Annotated in this window: 15 protein-coding genes and 1 pseudogene; 12 read left to right on the top strand and 4 right to left on the bottom strand. The window is 60.5% G+C overall.

Translation table 11 applies throughout. From position 1 onward, the window contains the following. Positions 1–61 precede the first annotated feature (61 nt). Positions 62–1,648 (top strand): ABC transporter substrate-binding protein, encoded by a 1,587-nt coding sequence (locus QMK51_RS01005; RefSeq protein WP_258698482.1) that lies wholly within the window; start codon positions 62–64, stop codon positions 1,646–1,648. 137 nt (positions 1,649–1,785) lie between these two features. On the opposite strand, the gene radC is transcribed toward QMK51_RS01005, so the two are convergent. Beyond that, positions 1,786–2,460, bottom strand: coding sequence for a RadC family protein (radC, locus tag QMK51_RS01000; RefSeq protein WP_258698481.1), 675 nt, complete (start codon positions 2,458–2,460; stop codon positions 1,786–1,788). Positions 2,461–2,595: 135 nt separating this feature from the next. Between radC and coaBC the strand changes: the two genes are divergently transcribed. The 4 genes and pseudogenes from coaBC to argB all read left to right on the top strand — a co-directional run bounded on the left by coaBC (position 2,596) and on the right by argB (position 6,853). After that, entirely contained in the window at positions 2,596–3,804 is a 1,209-nt protein-coding gene (gene coaBC, locus QMK51_RS00995; RefSeq protein WP_320394468.1) for a bifunctional phosphopantothenoylcysteine decarboxylase/phosphopantothenate--cysteine ligase CoaBC, read from the top strand. 5 nt (positions 3,805–3,809) lie between these two features. Further along, positions 3,810–4,265 (top strand): dUTP diphosphatase, encoded by a 456-nt coding sequence (gene dut, locus QMK51_RS00990; RefSeq protein WP_258698480.1) that lies wholly within the window; start codon positions 3,810–3,812, stop codon positions 4,263–4,265. Positions 4,266–4,518: 253 nt separating this feature from the next. Continuing rightward, positions 4,519–5,922: pseudogene (locus tag QMK51_RS00985) on the top strand (phosphomannomutase/phosphoglucomutase); the annotation flags it as partial. A 25-nt stretch (positions 5,923–5,947) separates the two neighbouring features. Then, positions 5,948–6,853: an acetylglutamate kinase gene (argB, locus tag QMK51_RS00980; protein WP_071552791.1), complete on the top strand. Its 906-nt coding sequence runs from the start codon at positions 5,948–5,950 to the stop codon at positions 6,851–6,853. Positions 6,854–7,058: 205 nt separating this feature from the next. Here argB and pyrE read toward each other — a convergent pair whose 3' ends face one another. After that, entirely contained in the window at positions 7,059–7,703 is a 645-nt protein-coding gene (gene pyrE / locus QMK51_RS00975) for an orotate phosphoribosyltransferase (RefSeq protein WP_258698479.1), read from the bottom strand. Positions 7,704–7,785: 82 nt separating this feature from the next. Here pyrE and QMK51_RS00970 point away from each other — a divergent pair, with 82 nt between their 5' ends. Next, positions 7,786–8,565, top strand: a complete 780-nt coding sequence (locus tag QMK51_RS00970) for an exodeoxyribonuclease III (protein ID WP_007934608.1) — start codon at positions 7,786–7,788, stop codon at positions 8,563–8,565. Positions 8,566–8,674: 109 nt separating this feature from the next. On the opposite strand, the gene QMK51_RS00965 is transcribed toward QMK51_RS00970, so the two are convergent. Together QMK51_RS00965 and rph are read right to left on the bottom strand one after the other, a co-directional pair. Continuing rightward, positions 8,675–9,043 (bottom strand): DUF4870 domain-containing protein, encoded by a 369-nt coding sequence (locus QMK51_RS00965; RefSeq protein ID WP_320392907.1) that lies wholly within the window; start codon positions 9,041–9,043, stop codon positions 8,675–8,677. A gap of 30 nt (positions 9,044–9,073) precedes the next feature. After that, positions 9,074–9,796, bottom strand: a complete 723-nt coding sequence (gene rph, locus QMK51_RS00960) for a ribonuclease PH (protein ID WP_258698477.1) — start codon at positions 9,794–9,796, stop codon at positions 9,074–9,076. Between the two features lie 268 nt (positions 9,797–10,064). Between rph and QMK51_RS00955 the strand changes: the two genes are divergently transcribed. The 6 genes from QMK51_RS00955 to QMK51_RS00930 all read left to right on the top strand — a co-directional run bounded on the left by QMK51_RS00955 (position 10,065) and on the right by QMK51_RS00930 (position 15,369). Beyond that, the gene (locus QMK51_RS00955) at positions 10,065–10,928 is read left to right on the top strand and encodes a YicC/YloC family endoribonuclease (RefSeq protein WP_258698476.1); all 864 of its coding nucleotides are present in this window, start codon (positions 10,065–10,067) and stop codon (positions 10,926–10,928) included. 12 nt (positions 10,929–10,940) lie between these two features. Next, complete coding sequence (gene gmk, locus QMK51_RS00950) at positions 10,941–11,561, top strand: guanylate kinase (RefSeq protein ID WP_258698475.1); 621 nt, start codon at positions 10,941–10,943, stop codon at positions 11,559–11,561. A gap of 167 nt (positions 11,562–11,728) precedes the next feature. Beyond that, positions 11,729–11,992 carry a DNA-directed RNA polymerase subunit omega gene (gene rpoZ, locus QMK51_RS00945; protein WP_003177259.1) on the top strand — a complete coding sequence of 88 codons (264 nt, stop codon included), beginning with the start codon at positions 11,729–11,731 and terminating at the stop codon, positions 11,990–11,992. 57 nt (positions 11,993–12,049) lie between these two features. Further along, positions 12,050–14,155, top strand: coding sequence for a bifunctional GTP diphosphokinase/guanosine-3',5'-bis pyrophosphate 3'-pyrophosphohydrolase (spoT, locus tag QMK51_RS00940; RefSeq protein WP_007934594.1), 2,106 nt, complete (start codon positions 12,050–12,052; stop codon positions 14,153–14,155). A gap of 24 nt (positions 14,156–14,179) precedes the next feature. Next, positions 14,180–14,560 (top strand): RidA family protein, encoded by a 381-nt coding sequence (locus QMK51_RS00935; RefSeq protein WP_253546077.1) that lies wholly within the window; start codon positions 14,180–14,182, stop codon positions 14,558–14,560. Positions 14,561–14,628: 68 nt separating this feature from the next. Continuing rightward, positions 14,629–15,369, top strand: coding sequence for a hypothetical protein (locus QMK51_RS00930; RefSeq protein WP_258698474.1), 741 nt, complete (start codon positions 14,629–14,631; stop codon positions 15,367–15,369). Positions 15,370–15,372 lie beyond the last annotated feature (3 nt).

Genomic DNA, 15,372 nt, shown 5'->3' with positions numbered 1-15,372 from the left:
GGGTAAGCCTTTTCCAGACTGCACTTGCAGATGGGCCTTCGATCTGTAAAGGAATCCGACCATGCGCCTCGCTGCCCTACCGCTGCTGCTTGCCCCGCTTCTGCTGAGCCCCCTGGCCCATGCCGCCGCCCTGAGCGTCTGCACCGAGGCCAGCCCGGAAGGGTTCGATGTGGTGCAATACAACTCGCTGACCACCACCAACGCCTCGGCCGACGTGCTGATGAACCGCCTGGTGGACTTCGACACCGCCAGCGGCAAAGTAGTCCCCAGCCTCGCGGACAGTTGGGAAGTCACGCCCGACGGCCTGACCTACGTCTTCAAATTGCACCCGCAGGTGAAATTTCATCGCACCGAATACTTCAGCCCGACGCGCGACCTGACCGCCGAAGACGTGAAGTTCAGCTTCGACCGCATGCTCGATCCGGCAAACCCGTGGCACAAAGTCGCCCAGAGCGGCTTCCCGCACGCCCAGTCGATGCAGTTACCCGCGCTGATCAAGAAGATTGACGCACTGGACCCGCTCACCATCCGCTTCACCCTCGATCACCCGGACTCGACTTTCCTGCCAACCCTGAGCATGGGTTTCGCCTCGATCTATTCGGCCGAATACGCCGATCAACTGATGAAGGCCGGCACGCCGGAAAAGCTCAACAGCCAGCCGATCGGCAGCGGGCCGTTCATTTTCACGCGCTTCCAGAAAGACGCCTCGATTCGCTACAAGGCCAACCGCGACTACTTCCAAGGCAAGCCATCGGTTGACCCACTGATCTTCGCCATCACCCCGGACGCCAACGTGCGCTTGCAGAAATTGCGCCGCAACGAGTGCCAGATCGCCCTGTCGCCGAAGCCTCTGGACGTACAAGCCGCATTGAAAGAGCCGGCCCTGAAAGTGGAAAAGACCGACGCGTTCATGACCGCGTTCGTCGGCATCAACAGCCAACATCCGCCGCTGGACAAGCCTGAAGTGCGCCAGGCGATCAACCTAGCATTCGACAAGGCCAACTACATCAAGGCTGTGTTCGAAGACACCGCCGAAGCCGCCAACGGCCCGTACCCGCCCAATACCTGGAGCTACGCCAAAGGCTTGCCGGGCTACCCGCATGACGTCGAAAAGGCCCGCGCATTGATGGCCAAGGCCGGGCTCAAGAATGGTTTCCAGACCACCATCTGGACCCGCCCTTCCGGCAGCCTGCTGAACCCCAATCCGAGCCTCGGCGCACAATTGCTGCAGGCCGACCTGGCGGAAATCGGCATCCAGGCCGAGATCCGCGTAATCGAATGGGGTGAGCTGATTCGCCGTGCCAAGGCCGGCGAGCACGACCTTCTGTTCATGGGCTGGTCCGGCGACAACGGTGACCCGGACAACTTCCTCACGCCGCAGTTTTCCTGCGCGGCGGTCAAATCCGGCACCAACTTCGCCCGCTACTGCAATCAGGATCTGGACAAGCTGATCAGCGCCGGCAAGACCACCGACGAGCAAGGCGTACGCACCAAGCTCTACGAACAGGCCCAGACACAGATCCAGCAACAGGCATTGTGGCTGCCGCTGGCTCACCCGACCGCCTTTGCGCTGACGCGTAAAGACGTCGAGGGTTATGCAGTCAGCCCGTTTGGTCGCCAGGACTACTCCAAGGTCAACCTCAAGTAATCAGCGTCGCCACAAAACCTGTGGGAGCGAGCCTGCTCGCGTTAGCGTCCCTTCAGTCACTGAACAGGTTGACTGACACAACGCCATCGCGAGCAGGCTCGCTCCCACATGGACTCACTTGGTTCCGCATCCCTCGCTCACATCCACCCGTACTCGGCCATGGACAGCGGATCGCCGTCGCCGACGATGAAATGGTCGAGTACCCGCACATCAATCAGGTCCAGCGCCTCTTGCAGGCGCTTGGTCAGCGTGCGGTCGGCCTGGCTGGGGTTGGTGTTACCCGACGGATGGTTGTGGCAGAGGATCAACGCTGCGGCGTTGTGGACCAAGGCGCGCTTAACCACTTGCCTCGGATAAACACTGGTGCTGTCGATGGAGCCGCGAAACAGCACTTCAAAGGTCAGTACTTGATGCCTGGAATCCAGAAACAGACAGCCGAACACCTCGTGAGGCTCGTGGCGCAACATCGATTTCAGGTAATCACGAACCGCCTGCGGATTTTCCAGCGCCGATTTCTGGCGCGCACGTTCGGCCAAATGCCGCCGGCCCATTTCCTGGGCCGCTTGCAACTGAGCGAATTTTGCCGGCCCGAGACCCAGCTGCCTGCTGAACGCCGCCTGATCGGCCTCAAGTAGTGCGCGCAAACTGCCAAACTGATTCAACAGGTGTCGCGCCAGATCCACCGCGCTTTTACCCGATACGCCGGTTCTTAAAAAAATAGCCAGCAGCTCTGCGTCCGAAAGACTCCCCGAGCCAAACTCAAGCAACCTCTCCCGCGGCCGTTCCGCCGCCGGCCAATCGCGAATGCTCATAACACCTCCATGTCTGTGGGCGCCGCTGTTCCATAGCGGTCGCTGTGATATCGTAGCCCATCTTTTTTGCGGGCGATTTCACCCCTGGGGAGGGGGTATCGCAACGCAGTCATCAACGAAATGAAAGGCAGACCTATGCAGCGGCTGTATCGGAAACGCATCGTTCTGGGCGTCGGCGGCGGCATTGCTGCCTACAAGAGCGCCGATCTGGTTCGCCGCCTGATCGACCAGGGCGCCGAAGTGCGCGTGGTCATGACCCGTGGCGGGAGCGAATTCATTACCCCGCTGACCATGCAGGCGCTGTCCGGGCACCCGGTCCATCTGGACCTGCTGGACCCGGCGGCCGAAGCCGCCATGGGCCACATCGAACTGGCCAAATGGGCCGACCTGGTGCTGATCGCCCCCGCCACCGCGGACCTGATTGCCCGCCTGGCCCAAGGCATTGCCGACGACCTGCTGACCACGCTGGTGCTAGCCACCGACGCGGTCGTTGCCGTTGCACCGGCGATGAATCAGGCCATGTGGCGCGACCCGGCGACCCAGGCGAACCTGCGAACCCTCGAAAACCGCGACCTCAAAGTCTTCGGCCCGGCCTCCGGCAGCCAGGCCTGCGGCGACGTCGGCATGGGCCGCATGCTCGAAGCCACCGACCTCGCCCAGTGCGCGGCAGACTGCTTCCAGCATCAGGCACTGACTGGCAAGCACGTGCTGATCACCGCGGGGCCGACCCAGGAAAACATCGACCCGGTGCGCTACATCACCAACCACAGCTCCGGGAAAATGGGCTTCGCCCTGGCCGAAGCCGCGGTAGAAGCCGGCGCCCGCGTGACCCTGATCACAGGCCCGGTGCACCTGCCGACCCCGGATCGCGTCACGCGCATCGACGTAGTCAGCGCCCGCGACATGCTCGCAGCCTGTGAAGCCGCGATCCCCTGCGACCTGTTCATCGCCTCTGCGGCAGTCGCGGACTACCGCCCGGAGGTCGTCGCCCCACAGAAACTCAAGAAAGACCCTACGAGCGGCGACGGCTTGTTACTACAGATGGTGCGCAACCCAGACATCCTGGCCACCATCGCCACCCGTCCCGACCGTCCGTTCAGTGTCGGTTTCGCCGCCGAAACCGAACACTTGCTCGACTACGCTGCACGCAAGTTGAAAGACAAGAATCTCGATCTGATCGTCGCCAACGACGTCGCCAACCCGAGTATTGGCTTCAACAGCGAAGAAAACGCCTGCAGCGTGATTGATCGGGAGCTGCACGCCACTGTTTTTGCCCAGACCAGCAAGGGCAAGATTGCCCGCCAGCTGATCACTTTTATCGCCGAACGTCTGAACCAGGTTTAATTTACATGCACGCTTTGCAAGCCAAGATCCTCGACCCACGCATCGGCACCGAATTCCCGCTGCCGCAGTACGCCACGCCAGGCTCCGCCGGCCTCGACCTGCGCGCCATGCTGGAAAAAGATACCGTCATCAAGCCGGGCGAAACCCTGCTGATCCCTACTGGCCTGTCGGTGTACATCGGCGATCCGGGCCTGGCGGCCTTGATTCTTCCGCGCTCAGGCCTGGGCCATAAGCACGGCATCGTGCTGGGCAACCTGGTTGGCCTGATCGACTCCGATTACCAGGGCCCGCTGATGGTGTCGTGCTGGAACCGTGGCCAGGCCGACTTCAACATCGTCGTTGGCGAGCGTCTTGCCCAGCTGGTTCTGGTGCCGGTGGTTCAAGCGCACTTCGAAATGGTCGAAGAGTTCGTCGAAACCCAGCGCGGCACCGGCGGTTTCGGCCACTCCGGCAGCCACTGATCACAAAGGCCGGGCACCCTGCCCGGCCCGAATCCTGCATTTTGTATTCAAGGACGAAAAAATTGCGCAGACCTCACCTGAAAGGTTTACCGCCCAAAATCAAGGCATTGGCCGGCCATTCACTCGCGAACACCGGTGACATGGCCTTTGCACACCACGAACTCTCTGCCGAAAACGCCGTCATACCCTTCAGTTTGAGCCAGCCCGCGAGTTTTTCGCCGGTTTGTCCAGCCACTTTAGAGATGGAGCATTTCCAGAAATGAGCACCCCAGCCCAAGTCGCACCCACGTTCCCCGACAGCATCTTCCGTGCCTACGACATTCGCGGCACCGTCCCGGAATTCTTGAACGCTGAAACCGCTTATTGGCTTGGTCGCGCCATCGGCTCCCAGAGCCTGGCCCAGGACGAACCCAACGTGTCCGTCGGCCGCGACGGTCGCCTGTCCGGCCCGGAACTGGTGGAACAACTGATTCAGGGTCTGGCCGACAGCGGTTGCCACGTCAGCGATGTGGGCCTGGTGCCAACGCCTGCGCTGTACTACGCCGCCAACGTACTGGCCGGCAAATCCGGCGTAATGCTCACCGGCAGCCACAACCCCTCGAACTACAACGGCTTCAAGATCGTCATTGCCGGCGACACCCTGGCCAACGAACAGATCCAGGCCCTGCACGAACGCCTCAAGACCAACAACCTGAGCAGCGGCAAGGGCAGCATCACCAAGGTCGAGATCCTCGACCGCTACAACACCGAAATCGTCCAGGACATCAAACTCGCCCGCCGCCTGAAAGTAGTGGTCGACTGCGGCAACGGCGCGGCCGGCGTGATCGCCCCGCAGCTGATCGAAGCCCTGAACTGCGAAGTCATCCCGCTGTTTTGCGACGTCGACGGCAACTTCCCGAACCACCACCCGGACCCGGGCAAGCCTGAAAACCTCGTGGACCTGATCGCCAAGGTCAAGGAAACCAAGGCCGACATCGGCCTGGCCTTCGACGGCGACGGCGACCGCGTCGGCGTAGTGACCAACACCGGCAGCATCGTCTACCCGGACCGCCTGCTGATGCTGTTCGCCCGCGACGTCGTGGCGCGCAACCCGAACGCGGAAATCATCTTCGACGTCAAATGCACCCGCCGCCTGATCCCGCTGATCAAGGAATATGGCGGTCGGCCGCTGATGTGGAAAACCGGTCACTCGCTGATCAAAAAGAAAATGAAACAATCCGGCGCCCTGTTGGCCGGCGAAATGAGCGGGCATATCTTCTTCAAGGAACGCTGGTTCGGCTTCGACGACGGCATTTACAGCGCCGCGCGACTGCTGGAGATCCTCAGCAAGGAAAAATCCACCGCGGAGGAGCTGTTTGCGACCTTCCCGAACGATATTTCTACGCCAGAGATCAATATCCATGTGACCGAAGAGAGCAAATTCAGCATCATTGATGCACTGCACGACGCGCAGTGGGGTGAAGGCGCCGACCTGACCACCATTGACGGCGTGCGAGTCGACTATGCCAAAGGCTGGGGCCTGGTTCGCGCCTCCAACACCACACCGGTGCTGGTGCTGCGCTTCGAGGCCGATGACGAGGCTGAATTGCAGCGCATCAAGGATGTGTTCCACGTCCAGCTGAAACGCGTTGCACCTGATCTCCAACTACCGTTTTGATCTTCTGAAGCACCCGGAGCCCTGAATGACCCTCGAACGCGAAGCCGCCGCCAACACCGCCAAGGTCCTGTCCGAAGCGCTGCCTTACATTCGCCGCTATGTCGGCAAGACGCTGGTGATCAAATACGGCGGCAACGCGATGGAAAGCGAGGAGCTGAAAACCGGCTTCGCCCGCGACATCGTGCTGATGAAAGCCGTCGGCATCAACCCGGTGGTGGTTCACGGCGGTGGCCCGCAAATCGGCGACCTGCTCAAGCGTCTGTCGATCGAGAGCCACTTCATCGATGGTATGCGCGTGACTGACGCACAGACCATGGACGTGGTGGAGATGGTCCTCGGCGGCCAGGTGAACAAGGACATCGTCAACCTGATCAACCGTCATGGCGGCAGCGCCATCGGCCTGACCGGTAAAGACGCCGAGCTGATTCGTGCGAAAAAGCTCACCGTCACCCGTCAAACGCCGGAAATGACCCAGCCGGAAATCATTGATATTGGCCAGGTGGGCGAAGTGGTCGGCATCAACACCGACCTGCTGAACCTGCTGGTCAAAGGCGATTTCATCCCGGTGATCGCGCCAATCGGCGTCGGCGCCAACGGCGAGTCGTACAACATCAACGCCGACCTGGTGGCCGGTAAAGTGGCCGAGGCACTGAAGGCTGAAAAGCTGATGCTGCTGACCAACATCGCCGGTCTGATGGACAAGACCGGCAAGGTCCTGACCGGCCTGAGCACCCAGCAAGTCGACGAGCTGATCGCCGACGGCACCATCTACGGCGGCATGCTGCCGAAGATTCGTTGCGCGCTGGAAGCGGTACAAGGCGGCGTGGGCAGCTCGTTGATCATCGATGGTCGGGTGCCGAATGCGATTCTGCTGGAAATCTTCACCGACACGGGTGTGGGTACCTTGATCAGCAACCGCAAGCGTCACTAAGCAACACAAACAAAAAGACCCCGCTCAGCCAAGCTGAGCGGGGTCTTTTTTTGTATGCAATTCCTGTGGTAATTCACCTTTTGTGGCGAGGGAGCTTGCTCCCGCTTGAGTGCGCAGCACTCACAAAATCCTTGGATCTGCTACGCAGCCCAGCGGGAGCAAGCTCCCTCGCCACACAAGCCCGATACCACAGGGGGAATTGTGGTCAGACGCCGAACTGGGCGCGATAGGCTTCAACCGCCGGCAAATGCTGCTTGAGCTGCGGATCATCCGCCAGGAACTCGAGCACCTGGTTCAGCGAAACAATGCTGATCACCGGAATACCGAAATCGCGCTCCACTTCCTGGATGGCCGACAATTCGCCGTTGCCACGCTCCTGACGGTTCAGGGCGATCAGCACGCCCTTGGCCTTGGCGCCGTCCTGGGAAGCGATGATCTGCATCACTTCACGGATGGCGGTGCCTGCGGTGATCACGTCGTCGATGATCAGCACGTCGCCGGTCAATGGCGCGCCGACCAGGCTGCCGCCTTCGCCATGGGCCTTGGCTTCCTTGCGGTTGAAGCACCATGGCAAATCACGGCCATGATGTTCGGCCAGCGCCACCGCAGTGGTCGCCGCCAGCGGGATGCCTTTGTAGGCCGGGCCGAACAGCACGTCGAACGAAATACCGCTCTCGACGATGGCTGCCGCATAGAAACGCCCCAGCTGCGCCAGGGCGGAACCCGAGTTGAACAGGCCGGCATTGAAGAAGTAAGGACTGGTGCGTCCAGACTTCAGGGTGAACTCACCGAAGCGCAAAACGCCACGATCAATGGCAAAACGAATGAAGTCGCGCTGATACGCTTGCATGAAAAAAACCCCAAATACCACGGATTTAGCTAATTAGGTAGACGCCGTGTATCATACCCGCACGCGATTTTTGGGGCCACTTATGCGGATCATCAGTGTGAACGTCAATGGTATTCAGGCTGCAGTCGAGCGTGGTTTGCTCAGTTGGCTGCAAGCACAGAATGCCGACGTCATCTGCCTGCAGGACACCCGTGCCTCCGCCTTTGAACTGGACGATCCAGCCTTCCAACTGGATGGCTACTTCCTTTATGCCTGCGAAGCCGAAGTTCCCGCCCAAGGTGGCGTGGCTTTGTACTCGCGGTTGCAACCGAAGGCTGTCATCAGCGGTCTTGGCTTCGAGACGGCCGACCGCTACGGGCGTTACCTGCAAGCCGATTTCGACAAGGTCAGCATCGCGACCTTGCTGCTCCCTTCGGGGCAGAACGGCGATGAAGACTTGAACCAGAAGTTCAAGCTAATGGACGACTTCGCCCGTTATCTGGATAAACAGCGGCGCAAACGTCGCGAGTACATTTATTGTGGCTCGCTGTACGTGGCGCAACAGAAGCTGGATATCAAGAACTGGCGCGACAGCCAGCAATCCCCGGGCTTCCTGGCGCCTGAGCGTGCCTGGATGGACGAGATTGTCGGCAACATGGGTTACGTCGATGCCCTGCGGGAAGTCAGCCGTGAAGGCGACCAGTACAGCTGGTGGCCGGACAACGAACAGGCCGAGATGCTCAACCTGGGCTGGCGCTTCGACTACCAGTTGCTGACCCCGGGCCTGCGCCGCTTCGTACGCAGTGCGCGCCTGCCGCGTCAGCCACGGTTCTCGCAGCATGCGCCGCTGATCGTGGACTACGACTGGACGCTGACGATCTAAGCGTCTTTTCGCAGATGCAAAAAAGCCGACATCGCTGTCGGCTTTTTTGTGCGCGCTGATCCCCTGTGGGAGCGGGCTTGCTCGCTCCCACAGGGGATCAGCGGTGTATTTATGTCACCAACCGCCAGGTGAAGGGATAGCGGTAAGGCACCCCGTCATTGGCCTTGAGCCCGGCAATGAAGCACAGCACCATCGCCCCGATCAGCACCAACGGCAGCAGCACAAAGCCGATCAACACCAGCATCAGCAGGTAACAGATGCCCGAGACCAGCGCCACGGTGATCTGAAAGTTCAGCGCTTCTTTGCCCTGGGCGTCAATGAACGGATCGGTTTCACGCTTCCACTGCCAGAGTATCAGCGGCCCGATCAGGTGACCGAGCGGAAACCAGACTCCGAGAAACGCCGAGAGGTGACAAAACATCGCCCACTGGCGAGCCTCGGGGCTCGGGGTGGGAAGCAACTGCTGTTCATCACTCATGGCGCTCTCCTTTGCCGGACGTCAAAACAATCAGTCGGCCAGTGCAGCCTTCTGCAGTTCGAAAATCTCGATCATGCCTTTCTTCGCCAGTGCCAGCATCGCGTTCAGCTCTTCCGGCTGGAACGGCGCGCCTTCGGCAGTGCCCTGAACTTCGATGAAGCCACCCGTGCTGGTCATCACTACGTTAAGGTCAGTCTCGGCAGCCGAGTCTTCCAGGTAGTCGAGGTCAAGCACAGGCTCGCCCTGGTACATGCCCACCGACACGGCAGCGATCATTTGCTTGAGCGGGTCGCCACCTTTGAGGCCGCCACGCTTCTTGATCACTTTCAAGGCATCGACCAGTGCAACCATGGCGCCAGTGATGGACGCGGTGCGGGTACCGCCGTCAGCCTGGATCACGTCGCAGTCGACGTACAGGGTGATGTCGCCCAGCTTGGACATGTCCAGCGCAGCGCGCAGGGAGCGGCCAATCAACCGCTGGATTTCCAGAGTGCGGCCACCTTGCTTGCCACGGCTCGCTTCACGCTGGTTACGCTCGCCGGTGGCGCGCGGCAGCATGCCGTATTCAGCGGTCAACCAGCCCTGGCCCTGACCTTTGAGGAAACGCGGCACGCCGTTCTCGACGCTGACGGTGCAGATGACCTTGGTATCACCGAACTCGACCAGCACAGAACCCTCGGCGTGTTTGGTGTAGTTGCGGGTAATGCGGATCGAGCGGAGCTGATCGGCAGCGCGACCACTTGGACGTTTCATAGGGATTACCTGTACGGGGGACGGAAAACTGCCGAGCATTATAGAGCCGTGGGCCGCGACTGGGCACTTCTAAAAAAATCGCCCGACGATTGAAGCCCCTGAATAGAGCGTAGCCGACGGCCTGCAGCTCTTTGTCACAGCGTGTGTTTGGGCGCATCCGCCCCACTGCGCTACAATCCTGCGCCTTTGCTGCCTGTCGGCTTTAATTCACAGATAGCGGGTCCGCGAAACTCTGGTTACGCGACGACCTGCATTGCGAGGTACCTCCATGGTGCACAGCATGACCGCCTTCGCCCGCGTCGAGAAAGCCGGCGTCCAGGGCACCCTGAGCTGGGAGCTGCGCTCGGTCAACAGCCGCTACCTGGAACCCCATCTGCGCCTGCCGGAATCATTCCGCGACCTCGAGGGCGCGGTCCGCGAAGCCCTGCGCCAGGGAATTTCCCGGGGCAAGCTCGAATGCACCCTGCGCTTTACCGAAGAAAGCACCGGTAAACCGTTGCAGGTGGATCGCGAACGCGCCGCTCAACTGGTCGCTGCCGCCGAGACGGTCGCCAGCCTGATCAAGAACCCGGCCGCGCTGAACCCGCTGGAAGTCCTGGCCTGGCCCGGCGTGCTGGTGGCCGATGCCGCCGACCCGCAAGCGCTGAATGCCGAAGCCCTGGCGCTGTTCAACCTGGGTCTGAAGGAACTCAAGGCCGGCCGCGAGCGCGAAGGCGCAGAGCTGGCGCGGTTGATCAACGAGCGCCTGACGTCCATCGAGGAAGATGTGGTGACCCTGCGTGAACTGGTCCCGCAAATGCTTGCCACTCAGCGCCAGAAAGTCCTCGACCGCTTCACCGACATGAAGGCCGACCTCGACCCGCAGCGACTGGAACAGGAAATGGTCATGCTCGCGCAAAAGAGCGACGTCGCCGAAGAACTGGATCGCCTGAGCACTCACATCATCGAAGTTCGTCGGGTACTCAAATCCGGTGGCGCCGCCGGTCGGCGCCTGGACTTCCTGATGCAGGAGCTCAACCGCGAAGCCAACACACTGGGCTCCAAAGCCTTCGACCCGCGCAGCACACAGGCGGCGGTCAACCTCAAAGTGTTGATCGAGCAGATGCGCGAACAAGTGCAGAATATTGAGTAAGGCAAACCCGACATGACCCACAGCACCGGCACCCTATACATCATTTCTGCGCCTTCGGGCGCGGGCAAGAGCAGCCTGGTCAAAGCCCTGACCGATACTGATCCGGCGATCCGCGTCTCGGTCTCCCACACCACTCGCGCCATGCGCCCAGGTGAAGTGAACGGCGTGAACTATCACTTCGTCTCGCGTGAAGCGTTCGTGAAGATGGGCGAGCATGGTGACTTCCTCGAGCGCGCCGAAGTGTTCGGCAATCTCTATGGCACTTCGCAAAGCCACCTGCAGCAGACACTGGACGCGGGCCATGACCTGATTCTGGAAATCGACTGGCAGGGTGCAGAGCAAGTACGCAAGTTGATGCCGCAAGCCCGCTCGATTTTCATTCTACCGCCGTCCCTGGAGGCCTTGCACCAGCGCCTGACCAATCGAGGCCAGGACAGCGACGAGATCATTGACGGCCGGATGCGCGAAGCCGTCAGCGAGATGAGCCACTACGTCGACTATGACTACCTGATCATCAACGACGATTTTGCCCACGCACTGGACGATCTGAAGGCGATTTTCCGCGCCAATCAGCTGCATCAGAAGCGTCAGCAGCAGCGTCATGGCAAGTTATTGGCTGAATTGCTTGGCTAAACAGCTCTTCCCAAAACCGCTGCAAGGGCTTTACATTGGCACTTATAGCGCGTTGAAGAGCCTGGTCAAAAAATCAGCGCTTCCCTAATCGCTGGTGATTTTTTAAACTGTTGAGTCCGCTCGCCCAACCGGGCAGCGCGCATATTGCATTCGCTCCGAGGAATACCATGGCCCGCGTAACCGTTGAAGACTGCCTAGAACACGTGGAAAACCGCTTTGAGCTGGTCATGCTCTCTACCAAGCGTGCCCGTCAACTGGCCACCGGTGGCAAAGAGCCCCTGGTTCAGTGGGAAAACGACAAGCCTACTGTTGTAGCGCTGCGTGAAATCGCTGAAGGCCTGATGAGCTACGAGTTCATCGCCAACGCTGAAATCGTCGAAGACGAACCGCTGTTCGCAGCGTTCGAGGACGAGTCCAACGAGGCAGTATAAGGTCATGCCTGGTCGACGTAGCACGGCGCGGGGTCATAGCAAACGGCAGGAATTATCATGCCGAGCATAGACGCCCTCGCCGATCGCTTATCGACCTACCTCGGCAAGGACCAGGTCAATCTGGTCCGCCGAGCGTACTTCTACGCCGAACAAGCCCATGACGGCCAACGCCGCCGTAGCGGTGAGGCGTACGTCACGCACCCACTCGCGGTTGCGAATATTCTTGCCGACATGCACATGGACCATCAGAGCCTGATGGCTGCGATGCTGCATGACGTGATCGAAGACACCGGTATTGCCAAGGAAGCGCTGCAAGCGCAGTTCGGCGAAACCGTGGCCGAACTGGTCGACGGGGTCAGCAAACTGACCCAGATGAACTTCGAAACCAAAGCCGAAGCCCAAGCCGAAAACTTCCAGAAAATGGCCATGGCCATGGCGCGCGACATTCGCGTGATCCTGGTCAAGCTGGCCGACCGCCTGCACAACATGCGCACCCTGGAAGTGCTGTCCGGCGAAAAACGCCGGCGGATTGCCAAGGAAACCCTGGAAATCTATGCGCCCATCGCCAACCGGCTGGGCATGCACGCCATCCGCATAGAATTCGAAGACCTCGGCTTCAAGGCCATGCACCCGATGCGTTCCGCGCGGATCAACCAGGCGGTCAAGCGCGCCCGGGGCAACCGCAAGGAAATCGTCAACAAGATCGAAGAGTCCCTCAGCCACTGCCTGGCCATCGACGGCATTCAGGGCGAGGTCAGCGGTCGTCAGAAACACCTCTATGGCATCTACAAGAAAATGCGCGGCAAGCGTCGGGCCTTCAACGAGATCATGGACGTGTATGCGTTCCGGATCATCGTCGACAAGGTCGATACCTGCTACCGCGTGCTGGGTGCCGTGCACAATTTGTACAAACCGTTGCCGGGTCGCTTCAAGGATTACATCGCGATCCCCAAGGCCAACGGCTATCAGTCGCTGCACACCACACTGTTCGGCATGCACGGTGTACCGATCGAAATCCAGATCCGCACCCGTGAAATGGAAGAGATGGCCAACAACGGCATCGCTGCCCATTGGCTGTACAAATCCAGCGGTGACGAGCAGCCCAAAGGCACTCACGCCCGCGCCCGCCAGTGGGTCAAAGGCGTGCTGGAAATGCAGCAACGGGCCGGCAACTCGCTGGAATTCATCGAGAGCGTGAAGATCGACCTGTTCCCGGACGAGGTCTACGTGTTCACGCCCAAAGGCCGGATCATGGAGCTGCCCAAAGGCTCCACGGCGGTCGACTTCGCTTACGCGGTGCACACCGACGTGGGCAACAGCTGCATTGCCTGCCGGATCAACCGTCGTCTCGCGCCGCTGTCCGAACCGCTGCAAAGCGGCTCCACGGTCGAGATCGTCAGCGCCCCTGGCGCGCGGCCGAACCCGGCATGGCTCAACTTCGTGGTCACCGGCAAAGCGCGGACCCACATCCGCCATGCGCTGAAACTGCAACGCCGCTCCGAATCCATCAGCCTCGGCGAACGCCTGCTGAACAAGGTGCTCAACGGTTTCGACAGTTCCCTGGAAAAAGTTCCGGCCGAACGCGTGCAGTTGATGCTCCACGAATACCGCCTCGAACTGATCGAAGACCTGCTCGAAGACATCGGCCTGGGTAATCGCATGGCTTACGTGGTCGCCCGTCGTCTGCTCGGCGAAGGCGAACAGCTGCCGAGCCCGGAAGGTCCGCTGGCGATTCGTGGCACCGAAGGTCTGGTGCTCAGTTACGCCAAGTGTTGCACGCCGATCCCGGGCGACCCGATTGTCGGCCATCTGTCCGCCGGCAAAGGGATGGTGGTGCACCTGGACAACTGCCGCAACATCAGCGAAATCCGCCACAACCCGGAAAAATGCATCCAGCTCTCGTGGGCCAAGGATGTCACCGGCGAATTCAACGTCGAGCTGCGCGTCGAACTGGAACACCAGCGCGGCCTGATCGCCCTGCTGGCCAGCAGCGTCAACGCGGCCGACGGCAATATCGAAAAAATCAGCATGGACGAACGCGACGGTCGTATCAGCGTGGTCCAACTGGTGGTCAGTGTGCACGACCGTGTGCACCTGGCCCGCGTGATCAAGAAACTGCGCGCCCTGACCGGCGTGATCCGCATCACCCGCATGCGCGCGTAGCCCACCCTTCACAAGGAGTCTTACATGACCAAGACCGTTATCAACAGCGACAAGGCCCCGGCCGCCATCGGTACTTACTCCCAGGCGATCAAGGCTGGCAACACCGTTTACATGTCGGGTCAGATTCCTCTGGACCCAAAAACCATGGAACTGGTCGAAGGCTTCGAAGCCCAGACCGTCCAGGTGTTCGAGAACCTCAAAGCCGTGGCTGAAGCGGCCGGTGGTTCGTTCAAGGACATCGTCAAACTGAACATCTTCCTCACCGACCTGAGCCACTTCGCCAAGGTCAACGAGATCATGGGCAAGTACTTCGACCAGCCATACCCGGCCCGCGCCGCCATCGGCGTAGCGGCCCTGCCAAAGGGTGCGCAGGTTGAAATGGATGCCATTCTGGTCATCGAGTAAACGTGCGGCGCAGCCTTGAGAGGCTGCGCCGACTGATCTTGTAAAAAGGGTTCTGAAAGGATTCCACCATGCGCCAAGCGCTAGTTCTCTCGCTGGTCGCCCTACTCTTGGGCGGATGTGCCAGCAACCCTGCCGACCGTGATATCAGCGGCACCTGGATCAATCAGGTGGCGATCGATGCTGCATCCAAAGGCGGCCCCCTGCGTGAAGCGCTCCAGGCCTATGGCCCGAACCTGGAATGGGACGTCAACACCAAGGCCGGTCAGGCCCGCTACACCAATGGTTTTGAAAACGTCGAAGGCAAGCTGCTGGGCGAACAGTCCGGCGCCTGGAAAATCGACTTTTATGGCAGCTCCGCCAGCGAGCTGAAGCGTGACGGCAAGCAACTGAGCCAGGCCGCCAACGACAACGAGCCGGAGCAAGTCTTCGACCGCGCATCGGTCCAGGTGCCGGACGGCGCACCGATTGGCGCGAGTTTCGAGCGGGCGCTGTATTCGGCTTATATGGGCGGCAGCTGGAAAATCCTCAGCGGCCCCGGCGAAGGCAACACCGTGCAGTTCCAGGCCGATGGCCAGGTTGCCGGTCTTCCGGGTACCGATCGTTATGCTCTGTGCCTGGCAGGCGATTGCGCGTCGATGAGTGGCGGCCACGACAACATCTGGCTGCAGGTGAACGGCCAGGGCAATACCTGGATCTTTGCGCGCAAGGGCAAGGAATTGGAGATTTTCCAGACCGTGAATACCGCACTGGCGGACGAGATGCCTTCGTTTACGCCGGGTGATCGCAAATGGTTGCTGGAAAAGCAGTAACCC

Origin of the sequence: Pseudomonas sp. P9_31 (assembly GCF_034008235.1) — a bacterium.
Taxonomy (GTDB): Bacteria; Pseudomonadota; Gammaproteobacteria; order Pseudomonadales; family Pseudomonadaceae; genus Aquipseudomonas.
The sequence above is the reverse complement of the archived record's forward strand: the minus strand, read 5'-3'. Positions and strand labels throughout refer to the sequence as shown.

Bases quoted from the DNA above. Each gene is read 5' to 3' on its own strand.
- QMK51_RS00970 (WP_007934608.1), top strand. From the start codon at position 7,786: ATGCGGATCATCAGTGTGAACGTCAATGGTATTCAGGCTGCAGTCGAG.
- rph (WP_258698477.1), bottom strand. From the start codon at position 9,796: ATGAAACGTCCAAGTGGTCGCGCTGCCGATCAGCTCCGCTCGATCCGC.
- QMK51_RS00955 (WP_258698476.1), top strand. From the start codon at position 10,065: ATGGTGCACAGCATGACCGCCTTCGCCCGCGTCGAGAAAGCCGGCGTC.
- spoT (WP_007934594.1), top strand. From the start codon at position 12,050: ATGCCGAGCATAGACGCCCTCGCCGATCGCTTATCGACCTACCTCGGC.
- gmk (WP_258698475.1), top strand. From the start codon at position 10,941: ATGACCCACAGCACCGGCACCCTATACATCATTTCTGCGCCTTCGGGC.
- coaBC (WP_320394468.1), top strand. From the start codon at position 2,596: ATGCAGCGGCTGTATCGGAAACGCATCGTTCTGGGCGTCGGCGGCGGC.
- QMK51_RS00935 (WP_253546077.1), top strand. From the start codon at position 14,180: ATGACCAAGACCGTTATCAACAGCGACAAGGCCCCGGCCGCCATCGGT.
- rpoZ (WP_003177259.1), top strand. From the start codon at position 11,729: ATGGCCCGCGTAACCGTTGAAGACTGCCTAGAACACGTGGAAAACCGC.
- pyrE (WP_258698479.1), bottom strand. From the start codon at position 7,703: ATGCAAGCGTATCAGCGCGACTTCATTCGTTTTGCCATTGATCGTGGC.
- dut (WP_258698480.1), top strand. From the start codon at position 3,810: ATGCACGCTTTGCAAGCCAAGATCCTCGACCCACGCATCGGCACCGAA.
- QMK51_RS00930 (WP_258698474.1), top strand. From the start codon at position 14,629: ATGCGCCAAGCGCTAGTTCTCTCGCTGGTCGCCCTACTCTTGGGCGGA.
- QMK51_RS01005 (WP_258698482.1), top strand. From the start codon at position 62: ATGCGCCTCGCTGCCCTACCGCTGCTGCTTGCCCCGCTTCTGCTGAGC.
- QMK51_RS00965 (WP_320392907.1), bottom strand. From the start codon at position 9,043: ATGAGTGATGAACAGCAGTTGCTTCCCACCCCGAGCCCCGAGGCTCGC.
- radC (WP_258698481.1), bottom strand. From the start codon at position 2,460: ATGAGCATTCGCGATTGGCCGGCGGCGGAACGGCCGCGGGAGAGGTTG.
- argB (WP_071552791.1), top strand. From the start codon at position 5,948: ATGACCCTCGAACGCGAAGCCGCCGCCAACACCGCCAAGGTCCTGTCC.